Source organism: Enterobacter sp. Li2LvB3, from assembly GCF_056156645.1.
In genome coordinates this window covers 1-26,308 of the sequence record NZ_JBSICG010000024.1, presented here as the reverse complement: position 1 = coordinate 26,308, position 26,308 = coordinate 1, and the positions used below count along the sequence as shown (strand labels likewise).

The 26,308-nt window shown below is 54.5% G+C and carries 23 protein-coding genes; 16 read left to right on the top strand and 7 right to left on the bottom strand.

Annotated features, from left to right (window positions below; translation table 11 throughout):
- Window positions 1-42: 42 nt before the first annotated feature.
- A complete protein-coding gene (metE, locus tag ACS603_RS18320; protein ID WP_474944689.1) occupies window positions 43-2,304 on the top strand; it encodes a 5-methyltetrahydropteroyltriglutamate--homocysteine S-methyltransferase in 2,262 nt (753 codons plus the stop codon).
- 14 nt (window positions 2,305-2,318) lie between these two features.
- Here the strand turns inward: metE and ACS603_RS18315 are convergent, their stop codons facing one another.
- The 4 genes from ACS603_RS18315 to ACS603_RS18300 form a co-directional block, all read right to left on the bottom strand.
- Complete coding sequence (locus ACS603_RS18315) at window positions 2,319-3,155, bottom strand: PRD domain-containing protein (protein ID WP_182062928.1); 837 nt, start codon at window positions 3,153-3,155, stop codon at window positions 2,319-2,321.
- A 23-nt stretch (window positions 3,156-3,178) separates the two neighbouring features.
- Window positions 3,179-4,642, bottom strand: coding sequence for a glycoside hydrolase family 1 protein (locus tag ACS603_RS18310; protein WP_182062927.1), 1,464 nt, complete (start codon window positions 4,640-4,642; stop codon window positions 3,179-3,181).
- On the bottom strand, window positions 4,642-6,453 hold the full coding sequence (locus ACS603_RS18305; protein WP_474944688.1) for a beta-glucoside-specific PTS transporter subunit IIABC: 1,812 nt from the start codon (window positions 6,451-6,453) through the stop codon (window positions 4,642-4,644). The genes ACS603_RS18310 and ACS603_RS18305 overlap by 1 nt, the downstream gene beginning before the upstream one ends.
- Window positions 6,454-6,632: 179 nt before the next feature.
- Complete coding sequence (locus tag ACS603_RS18300) at window positions 6,633-7,439, bottom strand: dienelactone hydrolase family protein (RefSeq protein WP_182062925.1); 807 nt, start codon at window positions 7,437-7,439, stop codon at window positions 6,633-6,635.
- A 259-nt stretch (window positions 7,440-7,698) separates the two neighbouring features.
- Between ACS603_RS18300 and udp the strand changes: the two genes are divergently transcribed.
- The 9 genes from udp to tatD all read left to right on the top strand — a co-directional run bounded on the left by udp (window position 7,699) and on the right by tatD (window position 15,618).
- The gene (udp, locus tag ACS603_RS18295; RefSeq protein WP_014072255.1) at window positions 7,699-8,460 is read left to right on the top strand and encodes a uridine phosphorylase; all 762 of its coding nucleotides are present in this window, start codon (window positions 7,699-7,701) and stop codon (window positions 8,458-8,460) included.
- 139 nt (window positions 8,461-8,599) lie between these two features.
- A complete protein-coding gene (gene rmuC / locus ACS603_RS18290) occupies window positions 8,600-10,057 on the top strand; it encodes a DNA recombination protein RmuC (protein WP_182062923.1) in 1,458 nt (485 codons plus the stop codon).
- Window positions 10,058-10,123: 66 nt separating this feature from the next.
- On the top strand, window positions 10,124-10,879 hold the full coding sequence (gene ubiE / locus ACS603_RS18285; protein WP_182062922.1) for a bifunctional demethylmenaquinone methyltransferase/2-methoxy-6-polyprenyl-1,4-benzoquinol methylase UbiE: 756 nt from the start codon (window positions 10,124-10,126) through the stop codon (window positions 10,877-10,879).
- Window positions 10,880-10,892: 13 nt separating this feature from the next.
- Window positions 10,893-11,498: a ubiquinone biosynthesis protein UbiJ gene (gene ubiJ, locus ACS603_RS18280; RefSeq protein WP_182062921.1), complete on the top strand. Its 606-nt coding sequence runs from the start codon at window positions 10,893-10,895 to the stop codon at window positions 11,496-11,498.
- Complete coding sequence (gene ubiB / locus ACS603_RS18275) at window positions 11,495-13,135, top strand: ubiquinone biosynthesis regulatory protein kinase UbiB (protein ID WP_182062920.1); 1,641 nt, start codon at window positions 11,495-11,497, stop codon at window positions 13,133-13,135. The genes ubiJ and ubiB overlap by 4 nt, the downstream gene beginning before the upstream one ends.
- A gap of 76 nt (window positions 13,136-13,211) precedes the next feature.
- Window positions 13,212-13,466, top strand: a complete 255-nt coding sequence (gene tatA, locus ACS603_RS18270; protein ID WP_182062919.1) for a Sec-independent protein translocase subunit TatA — start codon at window positions 13,212-13,214, stop codon at window positions 13,464-13,466.
- A 3-nt stretch (window positions 13,467-13,469) separates the two neighbouring features.
- Complete coding sequence (gene tatB, locus ACS603_RS18265; RefSeq protein WP_182062918.1) at window positions 13,470-14,018, top strand: Sec-independent protein translocase protein TatB; 549 nt, start codon at window positions 13,470-13,472, stop codon at window positions 14,016-14,018.
- Between the two features lie 2 nt (window positions 14,019-14,020).
- On the top strand, window positions 14,021-14,794 hold the full coding sequence (gene tatC, locus ACS603_RS18260) for a Sec-independent protein translocase subunit TatC (RefSeq protein ID WP_182062917.1): 774 nt from the start codon (window positions 14,021-14,023) through the stop codon (window positions 14,792-14,794).
- Between the two features lie 41 nt (window positions 14,795-14,835).
- A complete protein-coding gene (tatD, locus tag ACS603_RS18255) occupies window positions 14,836-15,618 on the top strand; it encodes a 3'-5' ssDNA/RNA exonuclease TatD (protein WP_474944687.1) in 783 nt (260 codons plus the stop codon).
- Here the strand turns inward: tatD and rfaH are convergent.
- Entirely contained in the window at window positions 15,615-16,106 is a 492-nt protein-coding gene (gene rfaH, locus ACS603_RS18250; RefSeq protein ID WP_182062915.1) for a transcription/translation regulatory transformer protein RfaH, read from the bottom strand. The genes tatD and rfaH overlap by 4 nt on opposite strands.
- Window positions 16,107-16,276: 170 nt before the next feature.
- Here rfaH and ubiD point away from each other — a divergent pair, with 170 nt between their 5' ends.
- Window positions 16,277-17,782, top strand: coding sequence for a 4-hydroxy-3-polyprenylbenzoate decarboxylase (gene ubiD / locus ACS603_RS18245; protein WP_474944686.1), 1,506 nt, complete (start codon window positions 16,277-16,279; stop codon window positions 17,780-17,782).
- Window positions 17,783-17,812: 30 nt separating this feature from the next.
- Complete coding sequence (gene fre / locus ACS603_RS18240; protein ID WP_014072244.1) at window positions 17,813-18,514, top strand: NAD(P)H-flavin reductase; 702 nt, start codon at window positions 17,813-17,815, stop codon at window positions 18,512-18,514.
- A gap of 191 nt (window positions 18,515-18,705) precedes the next feature.
- Here fre and fadA read toward each other — a convergent pair whose 3' ends face one another.
- Complete coding sequence (fadA, locus tag ACS603_RS18235; protein ID WP_182062913.1) at window positions 18,706-19,869, bottom strand: acetyl-CoA C-acyltransferase FadA; 1,164 nt, start codon at window positions 19,867-19,869, stop codon at window positions 18,706-18,708.
- Between the two features lie 9 nt (window positions 19,870-19,878).
- On the bottom strand, window positions 19,879-22,068 hold the full coding sequence (gene fadB / locus ACS603_RS18230) for a fatty acid oxidation complex subunit alpha FadB (protein WP_474944685.1): 2,190 nt from the start codon (window positions 22,066-22,068) through the stop codon (window positions 19,879-19,881).
- A gap of 190 nt (window positions 22,069-22,258) precedes the next feature.
- On the opposite strand from fadB, the gene pepQ reads away from it, so the two are divergent.
- The 4 genes from pepQ to hemG are packed head-to-tail and all read left to right on the top strand — an operon-like array spanning window position 22,259 to window position 26,253.
- Window positions 22,259-23,590 carry a Xaa-Pro dipeptidase gene (gene pepQ / locus ACS603_RS18225; protein ID WP_474944697.1) on the top strand — a complete coding sequence of 444 codons (1,332 nt, stop codon included), beginning with the start codon at window positions 22,259-22,261 and terminating at the stop codon, window positions 23,588-23,590.
- A complete protein-coding gene (locus ACS603_RS18220) occupies window positions 23,590-24,204 on the top strand; it encodes an IMPACT family protein (protein ID WP_474944684.1) in 615 nt (204 codons plus the stop codon). Before pepQ ends, ACS603_RS18220 begins: the two co-directional genes overlap by 1 nt.
- 40 nt (window positions 24,205-24,244) lie before the next feature.
- A complete protein-coding gene (gene trkH, locus ACS603_RS18215; protein WP_182062910.1) occupies window positions 24,245-25,696 on the top strand; it encodes a Trk system potassium transporter TrkH in 1,452 nt (483 codons plus the stop codon).
- A gap of 11 nt (window positions 25,697-25,707) precedes the next feature.
- Window positions 25,708-26,253 carry a menaquinone-dependent protoporphyrinogen IX dehydrogenase gene (hemG, locus tag ACS603_RS18210; RefSeq protein WP_182062909.1) on the top strand — a complete coding sequence of 182 codons (546 nt, stop codon included), beginning with the start codon at window positions 25,708-25,710 and terminating at the stop codon, window positions 26,251-26,253.
- Window positions 26,254-26,308 lie beyond the last annotated feature (55 nt).

Below are 26,308 nucleotides of genomic sequence, written 5' to 3'. Positions count from 1 at the left end.
ACATCTGGACGTCTAAATAACGAATTTCATAAGGGGTACACCATGACAATCCGCAATCACACACTCGGTTTCCCTCGCGTTGGTCTGCGTCGCGAACTGAAAAAAGCGCAAGAAAGCTACTGGGCAGGAAACTCCACCCGTGAAGAGCTGCTGGCCGTGGGCCGCGAGCTGCGCGCCCGTCACTGGGATCAGCAAAAACAGGCGGGCATTGACCTGCTGCCGGTGGGCGATTTCGCCTGGTACGACCATGTTCTGACTACCAGCCTGCTGCTTGGCAACGTGCCGGCTCGTCATCAGAACAACGATGGATCGGTCGATCTCGACACCCTGTTCCGTATCGGCCGTGGCCGTGCGCCGAGCGGTGAGCCCGCTGCAGCAGCAGAAATGACCAAGTGGTTCAACACGAACTACCACTACATGGTGCCGGAATTTGTCAAAGGCCAGCAGTTCAAACTGACCTGGACGCAGCTGCTGGATGAAGTGGACGAAGCGCTGGCGCTGGGCCACAAGGTGAAGCCTGTGCTGCTTGGCCCGGTCACCTACCTGTGGTTGGGTAAAGTGAAGGGCGAGCAGTTTGACCGCCTGAGCCTGCTGAACGATATCCTGCCGGTATACCAGCAGGTGCTGGCGGAGCTGGCAAAACGCGGTATCGAGTGGGTGCAAATCGACGAACCTGCGCTGGTACTGGAGCTGCCGCCGGAGTGGCTGAACGCCTTTAAACCCGCGTATGACGCGCTCACAGGCCAGGTGAAGCTGCTGCTGACCACCTATTTTGAAGGGGTCACCCCGAATCTCGATACCATTACCGCGCTGCCGGTACAGGGCCTGCACGTTGACCTGGTCCACGGTAAAGATGATGTGGCGGAGCTGCACAAACGTCTGCCTGCTGACTGGCTGCTTTCTGCTGGTCTGGTGAATGGCCGTAACGTCTGGCGTGCTGATTTGACAGAAAAGTATGCCCAGATTAGTGCGATTGTCGGTAAACGTGATCTGTGGGTGGCCTCTTCCTGTTCGCTGCTGCACAGCCCAATTGACCTGAGTGTTGAAACGCGTCTGGATGCCGAAGTGAAGAGCTGGTTTGCGTTCGCCCTGCAAAAATGTGAAGAGCTGGCGCTGCTGCGTGATGCGCTGAACAGCGGTGACACGGCCGCCATTACCGAATGGAGTGCTCCAATTCAGGCGCGTCGCCACTCGACTCGCGTACATAACGCGGCTGTGGAAAAACGTCTGGCCGCCATCACCGCCCAGGACAGCCAGCGCCAGAGCGCTTATGAAGTGCGTGCCGAAGCCCAGCGCGCCCGTTTTAACCTGCCAGCCTGGCCGACAACCACCATCGGTTCATTCCCGCAGACCACTGAAATTCGCGGCCTGCGTCTGGACTTCAAAAAGGGCAACCTGGATGCGAACAACTACCGCACCGGCATTGCCGAACACATCAAACAGGCGATTGTGGAGCAAGAGCGTTTAGGACTGGACGTGCTGGTCCACGGTGAAGCCGAGCGCAACGACATGGTGGAATATTTTGGTGAACACCTGGACGGTTTCGTCTTTACCCAGAACGGCTGGGTGCAGAGCTACGGCTCCCGCTGCGTGAAGCCGCCGGTGGTGATCGGCGATGTCAGCCGCCCGGAAGCAATCACCGTTGAGTGGGCGAAGTACGCCCAGTCCCTGACCGACAAACCTGTCAAAGGTATGTTGACCGGCCCGGTGACGATTCTCTGCTGGTCTTTCCCGCGTGAAGACGTGACACGCGAAACTATCGCCAGGCAGATTGCGCTGGCGCTGCGTGATGAAGTGGCGGACCTGGAAGCGGCGGGGATTGGTATTATCCAGATTGACGAACCGGCTCTGCGTGAAGGTTTACCGCTACGTCGCAGCGACTGGGATGCTTATCTGGCGTGGGGCGTTGAGGCGTTTCGCATTAACGCTGCCGTCGCAAAGGACGACACCCAGATCCACACACATATGTGTTACTGCGAATTTAACGACATCATGGATTCCATCGCTGCGCTGGACGCCGATGTGATCACCATTGAGACGTCACGTTCAGACATGGAGCTGCTGGAGTCCTTCGAAGAGTTCGAATACCCGAACGAAATCGGACCGGGCGTTTACGATATTCACTCCCCTAACGTACCGAGCGTGGAATGGATTGAGGCGCTGTTGCAGAAAGCGGCACAGCGTATTCCGGCAGAGCGTCTGTGGGTAAATCCGGACTGCGGCCTCAAAACCCGCGGCTGGCCAGAAACCCGCGCCGCGCTGGCGAATATGGTGAAGGCTGCGCAGAATCTGCGTCAGGGTTAACCCCGGCGCTCGTTTTACGCCTGCCCATCCATCAGGCGGCTAATATGAATGCTTAACCATGTCAGCTCATCTTTCGGTAAGGTGAGCTGATATTTATCCTGCACATAGTCGCGGATCACCCACGCTACGGTCATCGCATCCGGGCGATGGCGCATCAGTTCCTGATAAAAATCCTCGGTTTCACTCAACGCAATCTTCCCCGCCAGAACCCGCTCGGCAAAGTAACGCAGATGAGTAATAAAGCGCATATAGTTCACCGATTGCGTATCAATCGCCTGACCGAGTTTATAGCGCACGATTTCGGCGATACGGTTCACCAGCTCAACCTGCTGGTGGGCGCTGCTGTCGTCATCCTGACCGCTGGCGTTGATCAGATGAAAAGCGATATTGACTGCTTCGTCTTCCGGTAACTCAACGTCAAACTTATCGTTCACCTGCGCACGTGCCAGCAACCCTACGCCATACTCCTGCGGGTAGTAGCGCTTCACTTCCCAGCTGAGCTTATTGTGGATGAGGTGCCCGCTGCGGCAGCGTTCCACAGCAAAGTGCAGATGTTCTGCGAGTGTGAAGAGCAGCACCGAATTGAGCCTGTCCCCGCACTGACTGCGTGCAAGGGTAAGAATGTCGTGACTGATATCGAAGAATGCCGCAGGAATGGTGTCCGTCAACGATAAAAAATGGCGGGATTTGAGGTCGCTCAGCGGCAGGAAAACTTTCTCTACCTGCGCGAGATCGATGCTGGTGCCGGGTTTTGCGCCAAAGCCGATCCCCTTGCCGAACAGGATCATCTCCCGCTGGTCGTTGTCGACCAGCAGCATACTGTTATTAAGCGATTTTTTTATCGTTATCACGGTTATTCCTGCGGCCGGGCCGGTTAGCTCATGTCAGCGCCATTGCTGGCAATCACTTTTTTGTACCACCAGAAAGAGTCTTTCTTCAGGCGTTTTAACGTGCCGTTGCCTTCATCGTCCTGGTCGACATAGATAAATCCATAGCGCTTGGACATCTGCGACGTGCCCGCGCTGATAATGTCGATACATCCCCAGGTGGTGAATCCCATCACATCCACCCCTTCATTAATAGCGGCCAAAGTTTGCTCGAAGTGGGCGCGGAAATAGTCGATGCGATAGCTGTCGTGGATCTCGCCGTTTTCGACCACATCTTTCGCCCCGAGGCCGTTCTCAACGATAAATAGCGGCTTCTGGTAGCGGTCGTACAGTTCAAGCAGGGAGATCTTTAGCCCGACCGGGTCAATCTGCCAGCCCCATTCAGAGGCAGGCAGGTACGGGTTTTTCACCCCAAGAACCGTGTTACCGGGGATACGCTCGATGTCCGGCTGTGTCGATTCGGTCATCGACATGTAGTAGCTAAAAGAGACGAAATCGACGGTATTTTCTTTCAAAATACGCTGATCGTCGGCCTGCATCTCAATTTGAATGTCCCGACGCGCCAGATCGCGCAGGATCAGCGGCGGATATTCACCAAACACCTGTACATCCGCGTAGAAGTAGTTCTCGAGATTTTTCTTCAGCGTCGCTTCCACATCTTCCGGGCGGCAGCTGTGCGGGTAGGTGGTGAGTTTGGTGAGCATACACCCGACCTGGCTGCCCGGAATTTTAGCGTGGCAGTCGCGCGTGACCAGCGCAGAGGCAACAAACTGGTGATGCAGCCCCTGGTAGATATCCTGTTTCGCTTTGCCCGGCAGACTTTTCTCTTCGCGGATACCTGCCGTGGTAAACGGGTGGCGATGGATACTGTCTATCTCATTAAACGTCAGCCAGTAGCGCACCAGATCTTTGTAGCGGTCGAAACAGACATTACTGAAACGCACGAAGGCATCCACCACATTGCGGTGTACCCAGCCGTTGTATTTTTCGCTCAGCGCCAGCGGCATTTCGTAGTGAGAAAGCGTGACCAGCGGCTCAATGTTATGGCGGCGAAGCTCGCGGAACATCTCCTCGTAAAATTTCAGGCCTGCCTCGTTTGGTGCAGCATCTTCGCCGGTCGGGAAAATACGCGACCAGGCAATCGACACGCGCAACACGGTGTAGCCCATCCCGGCAAACAGTGCGATGTCATCTTTATAGTGATGATAAAAATCAATGCCGCGGCGTTTCGGGTACAGCGCGTCATTTTTACCTTCAAACGCGTCGCGGATGTTTTCGTCGGTCAGCGCCATATGGCCACTGTAATCCTTCACGGACAGGTTAGGCTTCCAGGTTATGGCATCAGCCACGGACGGCCCTTTACCGTCCACATTCCATGCCCCTTCGGCCTGATTTGCGGCAATCGCGCCGCCCCATAAAAAACCTTGCGGAAACGGGAGGGATTTCTCCATTACACGGACTCCTTAAGCGTCATGATGATATGAGGATTTGGATTCTTATCGTCGGTATTACCTGATGTCAGCGAAAAGCGTTCGCCGTTAGTGACCACCATCATGACCACCGGATCGAGCCCGGCGGCGGTAATGGTGTCCAGTGAGAATTCAATCAGCGTGTCGCCGCACTTAACGTGCTGACCTTCGGCCACTTTTGCCGAGAAGCCCTCGCCTTGCAGCCTGATGGTGTCGATCCCGATATGGAATATCAGCTCGACACCGGCATCGGTGAGCAGACTTAGGGCATGACCACTTTCAAATACATTCGCAACAGTACCGTCTGCCGGGGCGCGCAACACGCCCTGAGAAGGCACAATCGCTATCCCGTCACCCATAATTTTGCGCGAGAAAACATCGTCATTCACGTTTTCCAGCGGGATGATTTGCCCTTCTACCGGGCGGGTGAACGTCAGGGTATCGGTTTTTTCCGGCACCTTGTCGCGCCAGAGCACTAATGCACTGATAAATGCCACGGCAAATGACAACCCTGCGCCGGCAAAGGCCCAGACGATGTTCATCGTGTTATCTGGCGAGACAAACATCGAGATGCTGGCAAGGCCGGGGCCCACAAGCGCAAAAGCCTGAATGCCCATCCAGCCGATAAACGCACCGCCCACCACGCCACCGAGGATCACGCTGTAGAGCGCTTTTTTATTCAGCAGCGTCACGCCATACAGCGCCGGTTCGGTAATGCCGAACAGCGCGGAGATCCCGGCTGAGAACGCGGTGGATTTCAGCACCTTATCTTTGCTTTTGAGCGCAATCGCCAGGCACGCGCCGGACTCGGCAATGTTGTGCGCCAGTGACGCAGGCAGGTAGAGCATCTCACGCCCGAACTGGCTCATGGAGGCAACCGTGTACGGCAGCATCGGCTTGTGCATCCCGGCAGCGACCATAAAGGGCAGGACGGCAGCAAGCAGCCCGGTTGCCACAAAGCCCAGTTTTCCGTACAGCCACAAAATGACCGTTGCCAGCCCGGCCCCCAGTTCATAGCCAAGTGGCCCCAGGATCAGCAGGGTGACGGGAACGGTGACCAGCAGAGAAAGCATCGGCGAGAGGAAAATGCGCAGCGCGCCGGGTGAGTAGCGGTTAAACAGCTTTTCGGTCTGGGCGTAAAAAAGCACGCACAGGATCGCCGGAAACACCTGTGAGGCATACGCCACGTTGCGCAGGTCGAACGACATAAATGCCGTTCCCTCGGCAAGCTGTTTGGTCATGGCAGGCAACACCATGACCGACACGGCAGACACCGCAACCAGCACGTTCACTTTGAGCTTCATGGCGGTGGTGATCGCCACGAGGATCGGCAGGAAATAGAGCGGTGCAGAGCCGATGTTATCCAGAACCTTGTAGGTTGAACTGTTGCGGCTCAGCCAGCCCATCACATCCAGCAACAGCAGCAGGGATTTCAGCACCCCGCCGCCAGCAATCGCCGGCACCAGCGGCTGAAAAACGCTAATGACAAAATCGACAATCTGCGCCCCGCGGCTGACTCTGGCAGGTGTGTGCTGCCCACCGGCCTGCGGCGAGCCCACCAGAGAACGCACCGCATCAAACACCTGTACCACTTCGTGACCGATGATCACCTGGCACTGCACGTTGACGCGAACGCCCAACACGCCGTCGATGTTTGTCAGCGCCGTTTCGTTGACCTTGCTGTTGTCATACAGGCTCAACCGCAAGCGGGTGGAGCAATGTTCGATATGTTCGATATTCTCAGCACCGCCAACCAGGGCGATGATGTCCAGCGCAGTTTGCAAGTGGTTCATGTTCTGGCCCCTGTCTCCAGAGCAAAAAAAAGACCTGAAGCCCCTCTCCACTCGAAAGAGGAGAGGGGCTTCAGGTCTTGCCTACGGCTCGTAGTTACACGCCTGTGCTTTGTATATCGGCCAGATTGTGCTTAAAAGTCAAACAACACAGGTGCTTCATGCATCAATTTGTGAGCCGCTTAACCCTTTTTAGCACCATATTGCCGGAACCAGGCCAGCATTCGTTGCCAGCCATCTTTGGCGGATTCTTCGTGATAGCTCGGCCGATAATCCGCGTTAAAAGCATGTCCTGCATCGGGATAAACCACGATATCTGCCTTCGCATTTGCCGCCCGCAGCGCGTGACGCATGGTTTCCACAGTATCGAGTGGAATGCCGGTATCCTGGCCGCCGTACAAACCCAGCACCGGGGCGTTAAGATCCACGGCGATATCCAGCGGTTGCTTAGGTGAATTCAGCGTTTTTTCGCCGACCAGCTTGCCGTACCACGCCACGGCAGCCTTGAGCTGCGGATTATGCGCGGCGTACAGCCAGCTGATGCGACCGCCCCAGCAGAAACCGGTCACCATCAACCGATGTGGGTCGCCGCCGTTACGCGCCGCCCAACTGGCGACATGGTCCAGGTCCGCCAGCACTTGCGCGTCCGGGACTTTGCTGACCAGATTAGTGAATAGCGTCGGGATATCGCTGTAGTCATTTGGATCGCCCTGGCGGAAATAGAGCTCTGGTGCGATGGCCAGATAACCTTCCAGCGCCAGTCGACGGCAAACATCGCGAATATGCTCATGTACGCCGAAAATTTCTTGTATCACAATCACGACCGGCAGAGCGCCATCGGCCGATTTCGGGCGCGCATGGTAAGCCGGCATGTTATCCCCCTGTGAGGGAATGGATGTCTCTCCTGCACTAATGGCTTCTTCGGGAGTAGTGACAATGGTTGAAGCATGAGGGGCAGCAGCAGGTGCAAAACCGGTTTTTTCAGTCATGGCATTCTCCGTACCAATGTTGAGTTAGCGCAAAGGTAAATATAGTCACAAGGTTAACAACCCACAGTGCCTTAAACGGTCTATCTTTTGTGCAACACACCACGGTATAACATTGTTAATGTGATGTTGATCACTTATTTATGGAAATTAAATGCAATCATTTTCATTCATGGTGAGGTTCGTCACGAAATTACGCACACTGCTTCTGTAAAGTACCGTTTTACTTCTTCTGACAAACCGACCCACAGAGGAGTCACCTATGTCTAAGTCTGATGTTTTTCATCTCGGCCTCACTAAAAACGATTTACAAGGGGCTACGCTCGCTATCGTCCCTGGCGATCCAGAGCGTGTGGAAAAGATCGCCGCGCTGATGGATAAGCCGGTTAAGCTGGCATCCCATCGTGAATTCACCACCTGGCGCGCGGAGCTGGATGGTAAAGCGGTGATCGTGTGTTCTACCGGTATCGGCGGCCCGTCTACTTCTATTGCTGTTGAAGAGCTGGCGCAGCTGGGTATCCGTACTTTCCTGCGTATCGGCACCACCGGCGCTATCCAGCCGCATATCAATGTGGGTGACGTGCTGGTCACGACCGCGTCTGTACGTCTGGACGGTGCAAGTCTGCACTTTGCGCCAATGGAATTCCCGGCAGTGGCGGATTTTGAATGTACCACCGCACTGGTTGAAGCCGCGAAATCTGTGGGCGCAACAACGCACATCGGCGTTACCGCCTCTTCCGATACCTTCTACCCGGGCCAGGAGCGTTACGACACCTTCTCTGGCCGCGTAGTGAGCCGTTTTAAAGGCTCAATGGAAGAGTGGCAGTCTATGGGCGTGATGAACTACGAAATGGAATCTGCAACGCTGCTGACCATGTGCGCAAGCCAGGGTCTGCGTGCCGGTATGGTGGCGGGTGTTATCGTTAACCGTACTCAGCAGGAGATCCCGAACGCCGAAACCATGAAGCAGACCGAAAGCCATGCGGTGAAAATTGTGGTTGAAGCGGCTCGCCGCTTGATCTAGTCCTCTCTTCTTCGATAAAAGGCCGACTTGTTCGGCCTTTTCTTTTTGCGTAGCGCCTCGCAGGAAAACCCTTTCAAACTGGACGTTCATACAGCACAATTCTATTTTATGCGGGTAAAACGTTGATGCAGGGGGCATTGTGGATATCTCAATCCTGATTTATGCGGTGATTGCGCTGGTGGGCGTGGGAATAGGCTGGCTCATATCCAGCTATCAGCACGCGCAGCATAAAGCCGATCAACTGGCAGAACGCGAAGAGATGGTCGCCGAGCTCAGTGCCGCGAAACAACAGCTTACCCAGAGCGGGCACTGGCGCGACGAGTGCGAGCTGCTCAATAACGAACTGCGCAATCTGCGTGATATCAACACCTCGCTGGAAGCCGATCTCCGCGAAGTCACCACCCGTCTTGAATCGACCCAGCTCCATGCGGAAGACAAAATCCGCCAGATGATCAACAGCGAGCAGCGCCTTAGCGAACAGTTCGAAAACCTGGCGAACCGCATTTTTGAGCACAGTAACCGCCGTGTTGACGAACAAAACCGCCAGAGCCTGAACAACCTGCTCACGCCGCTGCGTGAGCAGCTGGACGGTTTTCGCCGCCAGGTGCAGGACAGCTTTGGCCAGGAGGCGCGCGAACGCCACACTTTGGCGCATGAAATTCGTAATCTCCAGCAGTTGAACGCGCAGATGACGCAAGAGGCGGTTAACCTGACGCGTGCGCTTAAAGGCGACAACAAAGCACAGGGCAACTGGGGTGAAGTAGTACTGACCCGCGTGCTGGAGGCTTCTGGCCTGCGTGAAGGGTACGAGTATGAAACGCAGGTCAGCATCGAAAACGATGCCCGCTCGCGGATGCAGCCTGATGTCATTGTGCGCCTGCCGCAGGGCAAAGATGTCGTTATCGACGCCAAAATGACGCTGGTGGCGTACGAACGCTACTTCAATGCCGAGGACGATTACATTCGCGAGTCTGCGTTACAGGAGCATATCGCGTCTGTCCGTAACCACATCCGTCTGCTGGGCCGTAAGGACTATCAGCAGCTACCGGGGTTACGCTCACTGGATTACGTGTTGATGTTCATTCCGGTTGAGCCCGCATTCCTGCTGGCGCTCGACAGACAGCCCGAACTGATAACCGAAGCATTGAAAAATAACATTATGCTGGTAAGTCCCACGACACTTCTGGTGGCGCTGCGGACGATTGCAAATCTCTGGCGCTACGAGCACCAAAGCCGTAACGCACAGCAAATTGCCGATCGCGCCAGCAAGCTGTACGACAAAATGCGCCTGTTTGTGGACGATATGTCCTCTGTTGGGCAGAGCCTCGATCGCGCGCAGGATAACTACCGCCAGGCGATGAAAAAGCTCTCTTCCGGGCGCGGCAACTTGCTGGCGCAAGCAGAGGCATTCCGTAGCCTGGGGGTGGAGGTTAAGCGCGAGATTAATCCTGAAATGGTTGAACAGGCTACCGCTCAGGACGATGAATATCGCCTACGGGAAGGGGCAGGTGTGCAAAATACAGACAGCGAAGACAACGATTTAGCCGCGGATTTGTCACCTTCTGAACCGCCGAATCGTTTCTTTCACGGTGGTTGAACCATAGGGCAAACGCGCCCAATCTGTTACACTTCACGGACATTTGACTGATAAGCAGGCTCTGAGATGGTTGACGATTCACAAGACACGACGCACTTTGGCTTTCAGACTGTTGCTAAAGCGCAGAAGGCTGACATGGTGGCCCACGTATTTCATTCCGTGGCGGCGAAGTACGATGTGATGAATGACTTGATGTCATTCGGCATTCATCGCTTGTGGAAACGCTTCACCATCGACTGTAGCGGTGTGCGTCGTGGGCAAACGGTGCTCGATTTAGCGGGCGGTACAGGCGACTTGACGGCGAAGTTTTCACGTCTGGTTGGCGAAACCGGTCGCGTGGTGCTGGCAGATATTAACGACTCCATGCTGAAAATGGGACGTGAGAAGCTGCGTAACATCGGTGTTGTGGGTAATGTTGAATATGTACAGGCGAACGCTGAAGCGCTGCCGTTCCCGGACAACACTTTTGACTGCATCACCATCTCGTTTGGCCTGCGTAACGTCACCGAGAAAGACAAGGCGCTGCGTTCCATGTACCGCGTGCTGAAGCCGGGTGGACGCCTGCTGGTGCTCGAATTCTCCAAACCGATTATCGAGCCGCTGAGTAAAGCCTACGATGCCTATTCGTTCCACGTGCTGCCGCGTATTGGTGAGTTGGTGGCGAACGATGCCGAAAGCTATCGCTATCTGGCTGAATCTATCCGAATGCACCCGGATCAGGACACCTTAAAAGCAATGATGCAGGATGCCGCTTTTGAAAACGTTGAATACTTCAACATGACGGCGGGTGTCGTCGCGCTGCATCGCGGTTACAAGTTCTGAGTGGAGGTATCCCGTGCCATTTAAACCCTTAGTCACCGCAGGCATCGAGAATGCTCTGAATGCCTTTCTGTACCGTGATTCGGCGCTAAAAACTGCGCGTCAGCGGCTCAACGGAAAGGTGTTACGTATTGTTTTAAAAGAGTTCTCTACGCCGCTGGTGCTGGTGTTCAGTGAGCGCCAGCTTGATGTTTTGGGTGAGTGGGAAGGTGAGGCCGACTGCTCGGTCATCACGCATATGAGCGTGGTGCCCAAACTGCGCGACCGCCAGCAGCTGACTGCGCTTATCCGTAGCGGCGAGCTGGAAGTCGAAGGTGACATTCAGGTCGTGCAGAACTTCGTTGCGTTAAGCGATCTTGCCGAGTTCGACCCGGCAGAGTTGCTTGCACCTTATATTGGCGACATCGCCGCCGAAGGGATCAGCAAAGTCATTCATGGTGGTTCGGCATTTCTGCGCAAAACTGTTCAGCGCCAACAGCGCTACGCGGCAGAAGTGTTGACCGAAGAGTGGCGCATGGCTCCGGGGCCGCTTGAAGTGGCATGGTTTGCGGAAGAAACTGCTGCTGTCGAACGTGCGGTTGACGCGCTAACCAAACGGCTGGAAAAACTGGAGGGCAAATGACGCCTGGTGAAATTCGGCGCCTCTATTTTATCGTCCACACCTTTTTGAGTTACGGGCTCGACGAGCTTATCCCCAAAATGCGTATCACTCTGCCGCTTCGAATCTGGCGACGGATGTTGTTCTGGATGCCAAATCGCCACAAGGATCAGCCGCTGGGTGAACGCCTGCGTCTGGCGTTGCAGGAGCTTGGCCCGGTATGGATCAAGTTTGGGCAGATGCTCTCCACCCGTCGGGATCTCTTCCCGCCTACAATCGCCGATCAGTTGGCGTTATTGCAGGATCGCGTAGCGCCTTTTGACGGTGCGCGAGCAAAGCAGCAAATCGAAGAAGCAATGGGGAATATCCCCGTTGAAACCTGGTTTGACGATTTTGAAATTCAGCCGCTGGCATCGGCCTCGATTGCTCAGGTGCATACTGCACGCCTGAAAGAAAATGGCAAAGAGATCGTTATTAAAGTGATCCGCCCGGACATCTTGCCGGTTATCAAGGCGGACATGAAGCTTATCTACCGCCTTGCGCGCTGGGTTCCACGTCTGCTGCCGGATGGTCGACGCCTGCGTCCAATGGAAGTTGTGCGCGAGTATGAAAAAACGCTGATTGATGAGCTCAACCTGCTACGTGAAGCGGCAAACGCCATCCAGTTGCGCCGTAACTTTGAAGACAGCCCGATGCTGTATGTTCCTGAGATCTACTCTGACTACTGTAGCCAGAATATGCTGGTAATGGAGCGTATCTACGGCATTCCGGTATCTGACGTTGTGGCTCTCGAAAACCAGGGAACCAACATGAAGCTGCTGGCCGAGCGCGGAGTGCAAGTGTTCTTCACCCAGGTGTTCCGAGACAGCTTCTTCCATGCGGATATGCACCCGGGCAATATTTTCGTCAGCTATGACCACCCGGAAAATCCGAAATACATTGGTATTGACTGCGGTATCGTGGGCTCTCTGAACAAAGAAGATAAGCGCTATCTCGCAGAAAACTTTATCGCATTCTTCAATCGCGACTATCGTAAGGTTGCTGAGCTGCACGTGGATTCTGGCTGGGTTCCGCCAGATACTAACGTTGAAGAGTTCGAGTTCGCTATCCGTACCGTGTGTGAGCCGATTTTCGAAAAACCGCTGGCGGAAATCTCATTCGGCCATGTTTTGCTGAACCTGTTTAACACCGCGCGCCGCTTTAATATGGAAGTTCAGCCGCAGTTAGTTTTACTCCAGAAAACATTACTTTACGTTGAGGGCGTAGGCCGTCAGCTCTATCCTCAGTTAGACTTGTGGAAGACCGCGAAACCTTTCCTCGAATCCTGGATTAAGGATCAGGTCGGCATTCCGGCACTGGTGCGCTCTCTCAAAGAGAAAGCCCCGTTCTGGATTGAAAAAATGCCGGAGATACCTGAACTGGTTTACGACAGTTTGCGTCAGAGCAAGAACCTTCAGCACAGCATGGATAAAATCGCCCGCGAGCTTCAGTCCAATCGCGTTCGTCAGGGACAGTCCCGTTATCTCTTTGGGATTGGTGCGACACTGTTGCTGAGCGGTACGCTGCTGCTGATCAATCGCCCGGACTGGCAGATGATGCCTGCCTGGCTGATGGCTGGCGGTGTGGTTGTCTGGTTTGCGGGCTGGAGAAAAACGCGCTGAAATTGCGTCGCTATCGCCGGGTTGCATACGTATAATGCGACCTGATTAATTAATCATCTATCACTGAGGAACATGTATGGGTGGTATCAGTATCTGGCAATTGGTGATCATTGCCGTCATCGTCGTGCTGCTGTTTGGCACCAAAAAGCTCGGTTCCATCGGTTCCGACCTCGGCGCGTCCATCAAAGGCTTCAAGAAAGCGATGAGTGATGATGAAGATAAGCAGAAAAAATCCAGCCAGGATGCTGACTTTACTGCGAAATCCATTACCGACAAGCAAGATGAAGCCAAAAAGGAAGACGCTAAACGCCACGATAATGAGCAGGTGTAATTCGTGTTCGACATTGGTTTTGGTGAACTGCTGCTGGTCTTGGTGATTGGCCTGATTGTGCTGGGCCCGCAGCGTTTACCCGTTGCGGTAAAAACGGTTGCGGGTTGGGTGCGTGCGCTTCGATCGCTTGCCACCACGGTACAAAACGAGCTGGCACAGGAGCTTAAGCTTCAGGAGTTTCAGGACAGCCTGAAAAAGGTTGAGAAGGCGAGCATGGATAACCTGACGCCAGAGCTCAAAGCCTCGATGGATGAACTGCGTGAAGCCGCGGAATCCATGAAACGCTCTTACAGCGTTAACGATCCTGAAAAAGCGAGCGATGAAGCGAATACCATCCATAACCCGGTGGTAAAAGAGAGCGAGGCGCAGCGAGAGGGGGTGACCCCTGCCAGCGCAGAGCATCAGGCCGCAGCACCTGAACAGACGCCGCAGGAACCTGAAGTGAAAAAACAGGTGCAGCCGGAAGAGCCCGTTGTTAACACTTCGGCGACTGAAGCTAAAGCTGCTGCGTCTGTTTCCGAATCATCCCCCTCGTCGAGTGATAAAGCGTAAACATGGCAGTAGATGATACTCAACCGCTTATTGCGCACCTTATTGAACTGCGCAAGCGCCTGCTGAACTGCATTATTGCGGTTTGCATCATTTTCTTAGGGTTGGTCTATTTCGCCAACGATATCTACCAGGTGGTTTCTGCGCCGCTGATTAAGCAAATGCCGCTGGGTGCAACGATGATCGCAACGGACGTTGCTTCGCCGTTCTTTACCCCCATTAAGCTGACCTTCTGGGTATCGCTGATTGCGGCTGCACCAGTTATTTTGTACCAGGTCTGGGCGTTTGTGGCTCCGGCGTTGTACAAACATGAACGCAAGCTGGTGATCCCGCTGCTGGTGTCCAGTTCGCTGCTGTTCTATATCGGTATGGCGTTTGCTTATTTCGTTGTCTTCCCTCTGGCCTTTGGCTTCCTGACGCATACTGCGCCGGAAGGAGTGCAGGTATCGACGGATATCGCCAGCTACCTCAGCTTTGTCATGGCGCTGTTTATGGCGTTTGGCGTGGCGTTTGAAGTCCCGGTGGCGATTGTGCTGCTGTGCTGGGTCGGCGTGACCACGCCGGAAGACCTGCGTAAGAAACGCCCGTATATTCTGGTCGGGGCATTCGTGGTCGGCATGCTGCTGACGCCGCCGGATGTGTTCTCGCAAACGCTTCTGGCCATACCGATGTACTGTCTGTTTGAGGTCGGTGTGTTCTTCTCGCGGTTCTATGTCGGCAAACGACGCCCACAGGAAGGCGAAGAAGACGACGAGTCAGACAAGACCACTGAAGAGTAAAACCAGCCGCCCGTCAGGGCGGTTTTTACATGGGAAACCACATGTTTGATATCGGCCTTAATCTCACCAGCTCTCAGTTTGCCAAAGATCGCGATGACGTTGTCGCTCGCGCCTTCTCCGCGGGGGTGAAAGGCATGCTGCTGACGGGAACCAGCCTGCGTGAAAGCGAACAGGCGCAGCTGCTTGCCCGGCATTATCCACACTGCTGGTCAACTGCGGGTGTGCATCCACATGACAGCAGTACCTGGAATGCAGAGAGCGCCGAAACCCTTCATACACTGGCAAACACGCCGGAAGTGGTGGCGATTGGCGAATGCGGGCTGGATTTCAATCGCAACTTTTCCACCCCCGCTGAACAAGAACACGCCTTTACCGCTCAGCTTGCGCTGGCAGCCGAACTGGGGATGCCGGTGTTTATGCACTGCCGTGATGCCCATGAACGTTTTCTGGCGCTGCTTGAACCCTGGCTGGATAAGCTGCCTGGTGCGGTACTGCACTGCTTTACCGGCTCCCGACAGGAAGCCCTGGATTGCCTGAACCGGGGGCTATATCTGGGGGTAACGGGTTGGGTTTGTGATGAACGACGTGGGCTGGAGCTGCGTGAGTTGCTGCCTGTTATTCCTGCCGAACGGCTGTTGGTTGAAACGGACGCGCCTTATCTTTTGCCCCGTGACCTCTCGCCAAAACCGTCTTCACGACGTAACGAACCGGCATTCCTGGGGCATATTGTTGAAAGCGTGGCGCGCTGGCGTAGAGAAGAACCACAGTGGCTGGCGGAACAAACGGATGACAACGTGCGCCGCCTGTTCGGCGTGCAGTTTTAAATTTTGCGAAAATCGGTGTTTTTGACGCTCTGAAGTACCTGCTTGTTCAACAAATTGAGCAACAGCATGGAGCGTGCTTCGCCGTCCGGCTCAGAGAAAATGGCCTGTAACCCTTCGAATGCGCCTTCGGTGATCACCACGTCATCACCGGTGTAAGGCGTTTCTGGATCGGTGATATCTTCAGGTTGCTGGTAGACCGAAAGCTGGTGAATGACCGTTGACGGAACTCTTGCCGGGTGCGCGCCAAAACGCACAAAGTGGCTGACGCCGCGCGTGGCGCTGATGGTGGTGGTGTGGATCACTTCCGGGTCGAACTCGACGAACAGATAGTTCGGGAAAAGAGGTTCGCTGACCATCGCACGTTTCCCACGCTGCATTTTTTCAAGCGTGATCACCGGCGTCAGGCAATGCACTGACTGACGTTCAAGATGTTCTTGTGCGCGCTGAAGCTGCCCGCGTTTGCAATACAGTAAATACCAGGCCTGCATAATCACTCTTTCCCTTAGTTCGGGGCGCAAGCATATCAAAACCCTGGCGCGATCGCTAAGTTGATTATAATGGCCGAAAGTGGAGTAAGACGCGGAACTTCACGCTAATTTAACAAAATTACAGCATCACGCAGTCTTACGCCGTATAATGAAGCGCTTACAGAGAGGCCATGACTAACTGCATGAAATACCACGATCTACGCGACTTCCTGGCGCTGCTGGAAAAGCAGGGCGAACTCAAACGCATTACACTTCCTGTTGATCCTTATCTGGAAATGACAGAAATTGCTGACCGCACCCTGCGTGCCGGTGGCCCTGCGCTGTTATTTGAAAACCCAAAAGGCTACTCCATGCCGGTGCTGTGCAATCTGTTTGGCACACCACGTCGTGTGGCGTTGGGCATGGGGCAAGAGGATGTGGCTGCGTTACGTGAAGTGGGCAAACTGCTGGCCTTTCTGAAAGAGCCGGAGCCACCAAAAGGCTTCCGCGACCTGTTCGACAAACTGCCGCAATTTAAGCAGGTGTTGAATATGCCAACCAAACGTCTGCGCGGTGCGCCGTGCCAGCAAAAAGTGCTGGAAGGTGAGGCGGTTGATCTGACTAAAATTCCTATTATGCAGTGCTGGCCCGAAGATGCTGCGCCGCTTATTACCTGGGGACTGACCGTTACGCGTGGCCCGTACAAAGAGCGGCAAAACCTCGGCATTTATCGCCAGCAGCTGATTGGTAAAAACAAGCTGATTATGCGCTGGCTGTCGCATCGCGGCGGCGCGCTGGATTTCCAGGAGTGGTGTGCTGAACACCCAGGCGAGCGTTTCCCGGTGTCTGTTGCCCTGGGCGCCGATCCGGCGACCATCCTGGGTGCGGTTACGCCTGTTCCTGATACGCTTTCCGAGTACGCGTTCGCAGGTTTGCTGCGCGGTACCAAAACCGAAGTGGTGAAGTGCATTTCCAATGTCCTGGAAGTACCGGCCAGTGCGGAAATTGTGCTGGAAGGCTACATTGAGCAGGGTGAAATGGCACCGGAAGGGCCATATGGCGATCACACGGGTTATTACAATGAAGTCGATAACTTCCCGGTGTTTACCGTTACCCACATCACCCAGCGTGAAGATGCTATTTATCACTCGACGTATACCGGCCGTCCACCGGATGAACCGGCCGTTCTGGGCGTAGCGCTGAACGAAGTGTTCGTGCCTATTTTGCAAAAGCAGTTCCCGGAAATTGTTGATTTCTATCTGCCGCCGGAAGGGTGTTCTTATCGCCTGGCTGTGGTCACAATGAAGAAGCAATATGCGGGTCACGCTAAACGCGTGATGATGGGCGTATGGTCTTTCCTGCGCCAGTTTATGTATACCAAGTTTGTTATTGTCTGTGATGATGACGTCAATGCCCGCGACTGGAATGACGTTATCTGGGCCATCACCACGCGTATGGATCCGGCACGTGACACGGTGTTAGTGGAAAACACCCCGATTGATTATCTGGATTTTGCCTCGCCGGTTTCCGGTCTTGGCTCAAAAATGGGACTGGATGCCACAAACAAATGGCCTGGCGAAACCGACCGTGAATGGGGTCGCCCGATCAAAAAAGATCCTGCCGTGACCGCGCGAATTGACGCGATCTGGGACGAACTGGCCATAATGAATAACGGTAAAACCGAATCTGACCGTTAAGCCCTATAGACTTCCCGACAGAGAGAGCGAATGACAACCTTAAGCTGTAAAGTGACCTCGGTAGATGCTATCACCGACACCGTATATCGCGTCCGTTTAGTGCCAGAAGCGGCATTCTCTTTCCGCGCTGGTCAGTACTTAATGGTCGTGATGGATGAACGAGATAAGCGTCCTTTCTCTATGGCCTCTACGCCAGCAGAGCAGGAATTCATCGAGCTTCATATCGGTGCGTCAGAGCTTAACCTGTATGCGATGGCCGTGATGGATCGCATTCTGAAAGAGCGCGAAATCCTGGTGGATATTCCTCACGGTGACGCCTGGCTGCGTGAAGACGAAGACCGTCCGCTGATCCTGATTGCGGGCGGCACCGGTTTCTCTTACGCCCGCTCTATTCTGTTGACCGCACTCGCGCGCAATCCAGACCGTGATATCACCATCTACTGGGGTGGTCGCGAAGAGAAACATCTCTACGATCTGTCCGAGCTGGAAGCGCTGAGCATTAACCACCCGAACCTGCGTATTGAGCCGGTTGTCGAGCAGCCTGAAGAGGGCTGGCGTGGGCGCAGCGGTACGGTGCTGACGGCAGTATTGCAGGATTACGGCACGCTGGCGGAGCACGATATCTATATCGCGGGTCGTTTTGAGATGGCGAAAATTGCCCGTGACCTGTTCTGTAACGAACGTGGTGCGCGTGAAGACCGCCTGTTCGGCGATGCATTTGCGTTTATCTAAGTAAACGAAATAAAAAACCCGCCCCTGACAGGCGGGAAGAACGGCAACTAAACCTTCTCTCTTCGCCAATGACGCCATAACTGCGTTGGCTGCGCTCGCTCACCCGAATCACTTACTCTTGTAAGCTCATCGGGATTCGCTCGTTTGCCGCCTTGTTCTGACGTCATTGGCTTTGAGATAATTTCCTGGATTTAAACCCTCTCAAACACCGTTGCGATCCCCTGACCCAAGCCGATACACATGGTTGCCAGACCAAACTGGGCATCCTGGCGTTCCATCAGGTTAATCAGGGTAGTGCTGATACGTGCACCGGAACAACCCAGCGGGTGACCGAGTGCGATCGCGCCGCCGTTGAGGTTAATCTTCTCATCGATCTTGTCCATCAGCCCCAGATCTTTAATGCACGGCAAGATCTGTGCGGCAAAGGCTTCGTTCATCTCGAACAGGTCGATATCGCTGGCGGTTAATCCCGCTTTTTTCAGCGCCAGTTTCGAGGCCGGAACCGGGCCATAACCCATAATCGACGGATCACAGCCGACCACTGCCATTGAACGAATACGCGCACGTGGCGTCAGGCCTAATTCGCGGGCGCGGCTTTCGCTCATCACCAGCATCGCGGCGGCACCGTCGGAAAGGGCAGATGATGTGCCGGCGGTTACCGTGCCTGTGACCGGATCAAATGCCGGGCGCAGTGTGGAAAGTGCCTCGACTGTGGTTTCCGGGCGGATCACTTCGTCGTAGCTGAACTGCTTCAGTACGCCGTCAGCGTCATGCCCACCGGTTGGGATAATCTCGTTTTTAAATGCGCCAGACTGCGTGGCGGCCCAGGCGCGGGCGTGGGAGCGCGCAGCGAAGGCGTCCTGCATTTCACGGCTAATGCCGTGCATTCGCGAGAGCATCTCAGCAGTCAGCCCCATCATGCCCGCTGCTTTCGCCACGTTACGGCTCATACCCGGGTGGAAATCGACACCATGGCTCATCGGCACATGACCCATATGTTCCACGCCACCAATCATGCAAGCCTGCGCATCGCCGGTCATGATCATACGGGCAGCATCGTGCAGCGCCTGCATTGACGAGCCACACAGGCGGTTAACGGTTACCGCCGGTACCGAATGCGGGATTTCAGCCAGCAATGCTGCGTTACGGGCGATGTTAAAACCTTGCTCCAGGGTTTGCTGCACGCAGCCCCAGTAGATATCGTCCAGCGCGGTGGGATCCAGCGCCGGATTACGCGCCAGCAGGCTACGCATCAGGTGCGCGGAGAGATCTTCCGCGCGAACGTTACGGAATGCGCCGCCTTTTGAACGGCCCATCGGGGTGCGAATTGCATCGACAATGACAACCTTTTCCATTGTGACTCCTTAAGCCGTTTTCAGCTCGCCAACCGGACGGGCAGGCTCAACTGCTGGATAGTAGGGTTCGTTATGGCGCGCTTTATTGCGCAGACCTTCCGGCACGGCATAGAGCGGGCCGAGGTGCTGATACTGCTGGGCCATATCGAGGTACTTCGCGCTGCCAAGCGTATCCAGCCAGCGGAACGCACCGCCGTGGAACGGAGGGAAACCGAGGCCATAGACCAGCGCCATATCCGCTTCTGCCGGGCTTGCGATGATGCCTTCTTCCAGACAACGCACCACTTCGTTCACCATTGGGATCATCATGCGAGCGATAATCTCGTCGTCAGTGAAGTCGCGGTTTGGCGCACTGACGTCCGCCAGCAGGCTATCCACCGCCGCATCTTCTTCTTTCTTCGGCTTACCTTTGCTGTCTTCTTTATAACGCCAGAAGCCCAGACCGTTTTTCTGGCCAAAACGGTTGGCATCGAACATGGCGTCGATGGCATCGCGATAATCTTTGCTCATGCGCTGCGGGAAGCCCGCGGCCATGACGGCCTGCGCGTGATGCGCCGTGTCGATACCGACTACATCCAGCAGATACGCCGGGCCCATCGGCCAGCCGAACTGTTTTTCCATCACTTTGTCGACTTTGCGGAAATCCGCACCGTCGCGCAGCAGCTGGCTAAAACCGGCAAAGTAAGGGAACAGCACGCGGTTCACAAAGAAACCAGGGCAGTCGTTCACCACGATCGGCGTTTTACCCATTTTGCTGGCCCATGCCACCACTTTAGCAAGGGTGTCATCAGACGTTTTTTCCCCGCGAATGACTTCAACCAGCGGCATCCGGTGAACTGGGTTAAAGAAGTGCATACCACAGAAGTTTTCCGGGCGCTTCAGTACGCTTGCCAGTTCGCTAATCGGGATGGTAGAGGTGTTCGACGCCAGAACTGTATCCGGGCGAACCTTATCTTCCGTTTCTGCCAGGACCGCTTTTTTAACTTTTGGGTTCTCAACAACGGCTTCGACAACCACGTCAACGCGATCGAAACCGCTGTATTCCAGGGTTGGCTGGATAGTGGAGATCACACCCGCCAGTTTCAGACCATCAATCTTGCCGCGCTCAAGCTGCTTGTTGAGCAATTTGGCCGCTTCGGTCATGCCCAGCGTCAGGGATTTTTCGCTGATGTCTTTCATCACTACCGGCACGCCTTTCCAGGCCGACTGCCAGGCGATACCGCCACCCATAATGCCTGCGCCCAGTACCGCCGCGTGTTTCGGGGTTTCGACGTTTTTGGTCAGCTGTTTGGCTTTTCCTTTAACGAACTGGTCGTTCAGGAAGATGCCCACCAGAGCGCGCGCTTCGTTGGTATGCGCCAGCGGAACGAAGCTCTGGTTTTCTAATTTAAGTGCTTCTTCCCGGCCAAAGCGGGCAGCGGCTTCAATGGTTTTTACCGCCGTGATAGGTGCCGGGTAGTGTTTACCTGCGGTCTGCATCACCATGCCTTTGGCAATGGTGAAACTCATGGCCGCTTCAATTTTGCTGAGCTTTAAGGGTTCAAGCTTCGGCTGGCGTTTCGCTTTCCAGTCGAGATCGCCATTAATAGCCTGACGCAGAATGGCGATAGCACCTTCAACCAGTTTTTCTGGCTTAACGACGCCATCTACCAGGCCAATTTTCTGTGCTTGTTCCGCGCCGACATCTTTGCCCGCAGCAATAATTTCCAGGGCGCTATCGGCACCCAGCATGCGTGGCATACGTACAGAGCCGCCAAAGCCCGGCATGATGCCCAGCTTAGTTTCAGGCAGGCCGATACGCAGGTCAGGTGTCGCCAGACGATAATCGGTGGCCAGCACACATTCGCAGCCACCGCCCAACGCGTAGCCGTTAACGGCGGAGATCGTCGGAACAGGTAAATCTTCCAGGCGGTTAAACACGCTGTTGGCAAAATGCAGCCACTGGCTCAGCTGTTCTTCTGGCACCAGGAACAGAGACAAGAATTCGGTAATATCGGCACCGACAATAAAGGCCGCTTTGTTAGAGCGCAGCAGCAGCCCTTTTAAATCAGATTGCTTTTCAAGTACATCCAGCGCCTGGCCAAGACTGGCCACCGTCGCGGTATCGAGCTTGTTCACTGAGCCGGGGGCATCGAACACCAGTTCGGCAATGCCATCTTCCAGCCAGTTGAGGTACAGGGTGTCGCCTTTGTAGAGCATGTCAGTCTCCTGAATCCAGCAATTGGATCTGGTCATACCAGATGAGACGGAGTGTGGAATTTATGTTAATAAAATGCAAATCACTCATTAAAAAATTGCTGCATTGATCACGCTCGGTGGAAATCACGCAGGTGAGGGCAGGTGTGCTAAGATGCGAAGACTTGAGGTCGAAAAAACGAAAGGAAAAATGATGGACTCACTGGCTGTGCTCTATAAAAATCATATCGTTACCTTACAGGAACGTACCCGCGATGTACTGGCTCGTTTTAAGCTGGATGCCCTGCTGATCCACTCCGGCGAACTGATGAATACCTTCCTTGATGACCATGCTTATCCGTTTAAGGTCAACCCGCAGTTTAAAGCCTGGGTGCCGGTGACACAGGTTCCAAATTGCTGGTTGCTGGTTGATGGCGTGAACAAGCCGAAGCTGTGGTTCTATCTGCCGGTGGATTACTGGCACAACGTTGAGCCGCTGCCAACGACCTTCTGGACCGAAGAAGTGGACGTTATCGCGCTGCCGAAAGCCGACGGGATTGGCAGCCAGTTGCCCGCTGCGCGTGGCAATATTGCCTATATTGGACCTGTGCCAGAGCGTGCGCTGGGCCTGGATATTCCGGCTGACAAACTGAATCCGAAAGGGGTTCTGGATTATCTGCACTATTACCGCGCTTATAAAACTGATTACGAACTCTTCTGTATGCGTGAAGCGCAAAAAACAGCGGTGACGGGCCACCGTGCTGCGCATGAAGCGTTCCTGTCTGACATGAGCGAGTTCGATATTAACCAGGCATACCTGACGGCAACCGGTCATCGTGATACCGATGTGCCGTACAGCAACATCGTGGCGCTGAATGAGCACGCGTCCGTTCTGCACTACACCAAACTGGATCATCATGTTCCGTCTGAGATGCGCAGCTTCCTGCTGGATGCGGGCGCTGAGTACAACGGCTATGCCGCTGACCTGACCCGTACCTGGGCCGCCAACGGTGATACCGATTTTGCACATCTGATCAAAGACGTAAATGACGAGCAACTGGCGCTTATCAGCACCATGAAAGCGGGAACCAGCTATGTGGATTACCACATCCAGTTCCATCAGCGCATCGCAAAACTGCTGCGTAAGCACCAGATTGTGAAGGATATGAGCGAAGAAGCGATGGTGGAAAACAACCTGACCGGGCCATTCATGCCGCACGGTATTGGTCACCCGCTGGGTCTTCAGGTTCATGATGTCGCAGGCTTCATGCAGGATGACACGGGCACACATCTGGCGGCACCGTCTAGATATCCTTATCTGCGCTGCACGCGTATTATCGAGCCGCGTATGGTGTTGACCATTGAACCGGGTATCTACTTTATCGAATCCCTGTTGGCGCCGTGGCGTGAAGGCCAGTTCAGCAAGCACTTCAACTGGGAAAAAATTGAAGCGCTGAAACCGTTTGGCGGTATTCGTATCGAAGATAACGTGGTTATCCACGAAAACGGTGTCGAGAACATGACGCGAGATCTGAAACTGGCCTGATGGAAAGCTGGCTGATACCGGCGGAACCGGTCACCTTTGTTGAGGAAATCAAGAAAAGCCGTTTTATTACGCTGTTGGCACACACCGACGGCGTAGAGGCGGCAAAGGCGTTTGTGGAGTCCGTTCGCGCACAACACCCTGATGCGCGTCACCACTGTGTCGCGTGGGTGGCCGGGCCACCGGATGACTCGCAGCAACTGGGATTTTCTGATGATGGTGAACCGGCAGGCACTGCCGGTAAGCCCATGCTTTCTCAGTTAATGGGAAGTGGTGTGGGAGAGATAACCGCTGTAGTGGTTCGCTACTATGGCGGCATTTTGCTCGGAACGGGTGGGCTGGTTAAAGCCTACGGTGGCGGCGTTCAACAGGCACTTCATCTGCTGATAACAACCCGCAAAACGCCACTCACCGAATATACTTTGCTGTGCGATTACGCTCAGTTATCGGGTATCGAAACCCTGCTAAAGCAATTTAATGGCGTGATTACGCACAGTGATTACCAGGCGACAGTACAGTTGCGTGTGGCGCTTCCTCAGGCAGAACTGGATGCTTTTTCAGCAAAGCTGGCTGATTTTAGTCGTGGTTCGTTGCAATTGCTGCCGATTGAAGAATAATCCCCACCTTACTTTTTGAATTCCTAAGGAAGCGGCAGAGATGCATTTTCGTGCCATTACCCGAATCGTTGGACTGCTGGTCATACTCTTTTCCGGGACGATGATTCTCCCTGGACTGGTGGCACTTATCTACCGGGACGGTGCGGGGCGTGCGTTTACCCAGACGTTCTTTGTCGCATTGATGATCGGTTCGATGCTCTGGTGGCCTAACCGTCGTGAGAAAGGTGAACTGAAATCCCGCGAAGGGTTTTTGATTGTCGTCTTGTTCTGGACGGTGCTGGGGAGCGTGGGTGCGCTACCTTTCATCTTTGCTGAGCAACCGAATCTGACCATCACGGACGCTTTCTTTGAATCGTTCTCAGGCTTAACCACCACCGGGGCAACCACGCTGGTGGGGCTGGATTCATTACCTCACGCTATTCTCTTCTACCGGCAAATGCTGCAATGGTTCGGCGGCATGGGGATCATTGTCCTGGCCGTGGCCATTCTGCCGATTCTGGGTGTCGGTGGGATGCAGTTGTATCGCGCCGAAATGCCTGGTCCGCTGAAAGATAATAAGATGCGCCCACGTATTGCCGAAACGGCGAAAACGCTGTGGCTTATCTACGTCTTACTGACGATTGCCTGCGCACTGGCGCTGTGGTTTGCCGGGATGCCTGCCTTTGATGCCATTGGCCATAGCTTTGCCACAATCGCCATTGGCGGTTTCTCTACGCATGACGCCAGTGTGGGCTACTTCGACAGCCCGACAATCAACACCATTATTGCCATCTTCCTGCTGATCTCCGGTTGTAACTATGGTTTGCACTTCTCTTTACTGAGCGGGCGTAGCCTGAAGGTCTACTGGCGCGACCCGGAATTCCGCATGTTTATTGGCGTCCAGCTTACCCTGGTCGTCATCTGCACCCTGGTGCTGTGGCTTCATGATGTCTATAACTCGGCAATCACCACGCTCAATCAGGCCTTCTTCCAGGTTGTATCGATGGCGACAACGGCGGGCTTCACAACCGACAGCATTGCGCGCTGGCCGTTGTTCCTGCCTGTGCTGTTGCTCTGTTCTGCATTTATTGGTGGTTGTGCCGGGTCTACGGGCGGTGGTCTGAAGGTCATTCGTATCCTGCTGCTGTTTAAGCAGGGGAACCGTGAGCTGAAACGCCTGGTGCACCCGAACGCGGTTTACAGCATCAAACTGGGGAACCGCGCGCTACCGGAACGTATCCTCGAAGCGGTGTGGGGGTTCTTCTCTGCCTATGCGCTGGTCTTTATCGTCAGTATGCTCGCCATTATTGCAACCGGTGTGGATGATTTCTCTGCATTCGCGTCCGTGGTGGCAACGCTTAATAACCTGGGGCCAGGGCTGGGCGTAGTGGCGGATAACTTTGCCAGTATGAACCCGGTGGCAAAATGGATCTTAATTGCCAACATGTTGTTCGGGCGTCTTGAGGTCTTTACGCTGCTGGTGCTGTTTACCCCAACATTCTGGCGCGAGTAAGGGAGTCATTGTTGAAAACACTTATTCTATTCTCCACACGTGACGGGCAAACGCGTGAGATTGCCTCTTATCTGGCTTCTGAATTAAAAGAGCTGGGGGTTTACGCAGATGTCGTGAACCTGAACCGTACAGAAGAGATTAGCTGGCAAGACTACGATCGCGTGGTCATTGGAGCGTCTATTCGTTACGGGCATTTCCATCCTGCGTTGGATAGCTTTGTGAAAAAGCATACGGCGGTGCTGAATGCATTGCCGGGCGCTTTCTATTCCGTAAACCTGGTTGCGCGTAAAGCTGAGAAACGCACACCACAGACGAACAGCTACACGCGTAAGTTTTTGCTGGGCTCTCCGTGGCAGCCAGATCTGTGTGCCGTATTCGCCGGTGCGCTGCGTTACCCACGTTATCGCTGGTATGACCGCTTTATGATCCGTCTAATTATGAAGATGACTGGCGGTGAAACGGATACCCGTAAAGAAGTGGTCTATACCGACTGGGCGCAGGTTGCCAGTTTTGCGCGTGAAATCGCACAATTAACGGTCAATTCGAAGGTAAAATAAGCGCAAAGTTTGAAAAGTGAGCGAACGAAAAGTTTTTTGAATTTTATGCTTGTCA

What these genes read in the sequence shown, in the direction of transcription:
- metE (WP_474944689.1), top strand. Translation starts at nt 43, where the DNA reads ATGACAATCCGCAATCACACACTCGGTTTCCCTCGCGTTGGTCTGCGT.
- ACS603_RS18310 (WP_182062927.1), bottom strand. Translation starts at nt 4,642, where the DNA reads ATGGAGAAATCCCTCCCGTTTCCGCAAGGTTTTTTATGGGGCGGCGCG.
- ACS603_RS18305 (WP_474944688.1), bottom strand. Translation starts at nt 6,453, where the DNA reads ATGAACCACTTGCAAACTGCGCTGGACATCATCGCCCTGGTTGGCGGT.
- ACS603_RS18300 (WP_182062925.1), bottom strand. Translation starts at nt 7,439, where the DNA reads ATGACTGAAAAAACCGGTTTTGCACCTGCTGCTGCCCCTCATGCTTCA.
- udp (WP_014072255.1), top strand. Translation starts at nt 7,699, where the DNA reads ATGTCTAAGTCTGATGTTTTTCATCTCGGCCTCACTAAAAACGATTTA.
- ubiE (WP_182062922.1), top strand. Translation starts at nt 10,124, where the DNA reads ATGGTTGACGATTCACAAGACACGACGCACTTTGGCTTTCAGACTGTT.
- ubiB (WP_182062920.1), top strand. Translation starts at nt 11,495, where the DNA reads ATGACGCCTGGTGAAATTCGGCGCCTCTATTTTATCGTCCACACCTTT.
- tatA (WP_182062919.1), top strand. Translation starts at nt 13,212, where the DNA reads ATGGGTGGTATCAGTATCTGGCAATTGGTGATCATTGCCGTCATCGTC.
- tatC (WP_182062917.1), top strand. Translation starts at nt 14,021, where the DNA reads ATGGCAGTAGATGATACTCAACCGCTTATTGCGCACCTTATTGAACTG.
- tatD (WP_474944687.1), top strand. Translation starts at nt 14,836, where the DNA reads ATGTTTGATATCGGCCTTAATCTCACCAGCTCTCAGTTTGCCAAAGAT.
- rfaH (WP_182062915.1), bottom strand. Translation starts at nt 16,106, where the DNA reads ATGCAGGCCTGGTATTTACTGTATTGCAAACGCGGGCAGCTTCAGCGC.
- ubiD (WP_474944686.1), top strand. Translation starts at nt 16,277, where the DNA reads ATGACTAACTGCATGAAATACCACGATCTACGCGACTTCCTGGCGCTG.
- fre (WP_014072244.1), top strand. Translation starts at nt 17,813, where the DNA reads ATGACAACCTTAAGCTGTAAAGTGACCTCGGTAGATGCTATCACCGAC.
- fadA (WP_182062913.1), bottom strand. Translation starts at nt 19,869, where the DNA reads ATGGAAAAGGTTGTCATTGTCGATGCAATTCGCACCCCGATGGGCCGT.
- fadB (WP_474944685.1), bottom strand. Translation starts at nt 22,068, where the DNA reads ATGCTCTACAAAGGCGACACCCTGTACCTCAACTGGCTGGAAGATGGC.
- pepQ (WP_474944697.1), top strand. Translation starts at nt 22,259, where the DNA reads ATGGACTCACTGGCTGTGCTCTATAAAAATCATATCGTTACCTTACAG.
- ACS603_RS18220 (WP_474944684.1), top strand. Translation starts at nt 23,590, where the DNA reads ATGGAAAGCTGGCTGATACCGGCGGAACCGGTCACCTTTGTTGAGGAA.
- trkH (WP_182062910.1), top strand. Translation starts at nt 24,245, where the DNA reads ATGCATTTTCGTGCCATTACCCGAATCGTTGGACTGCTGGTCATACTC.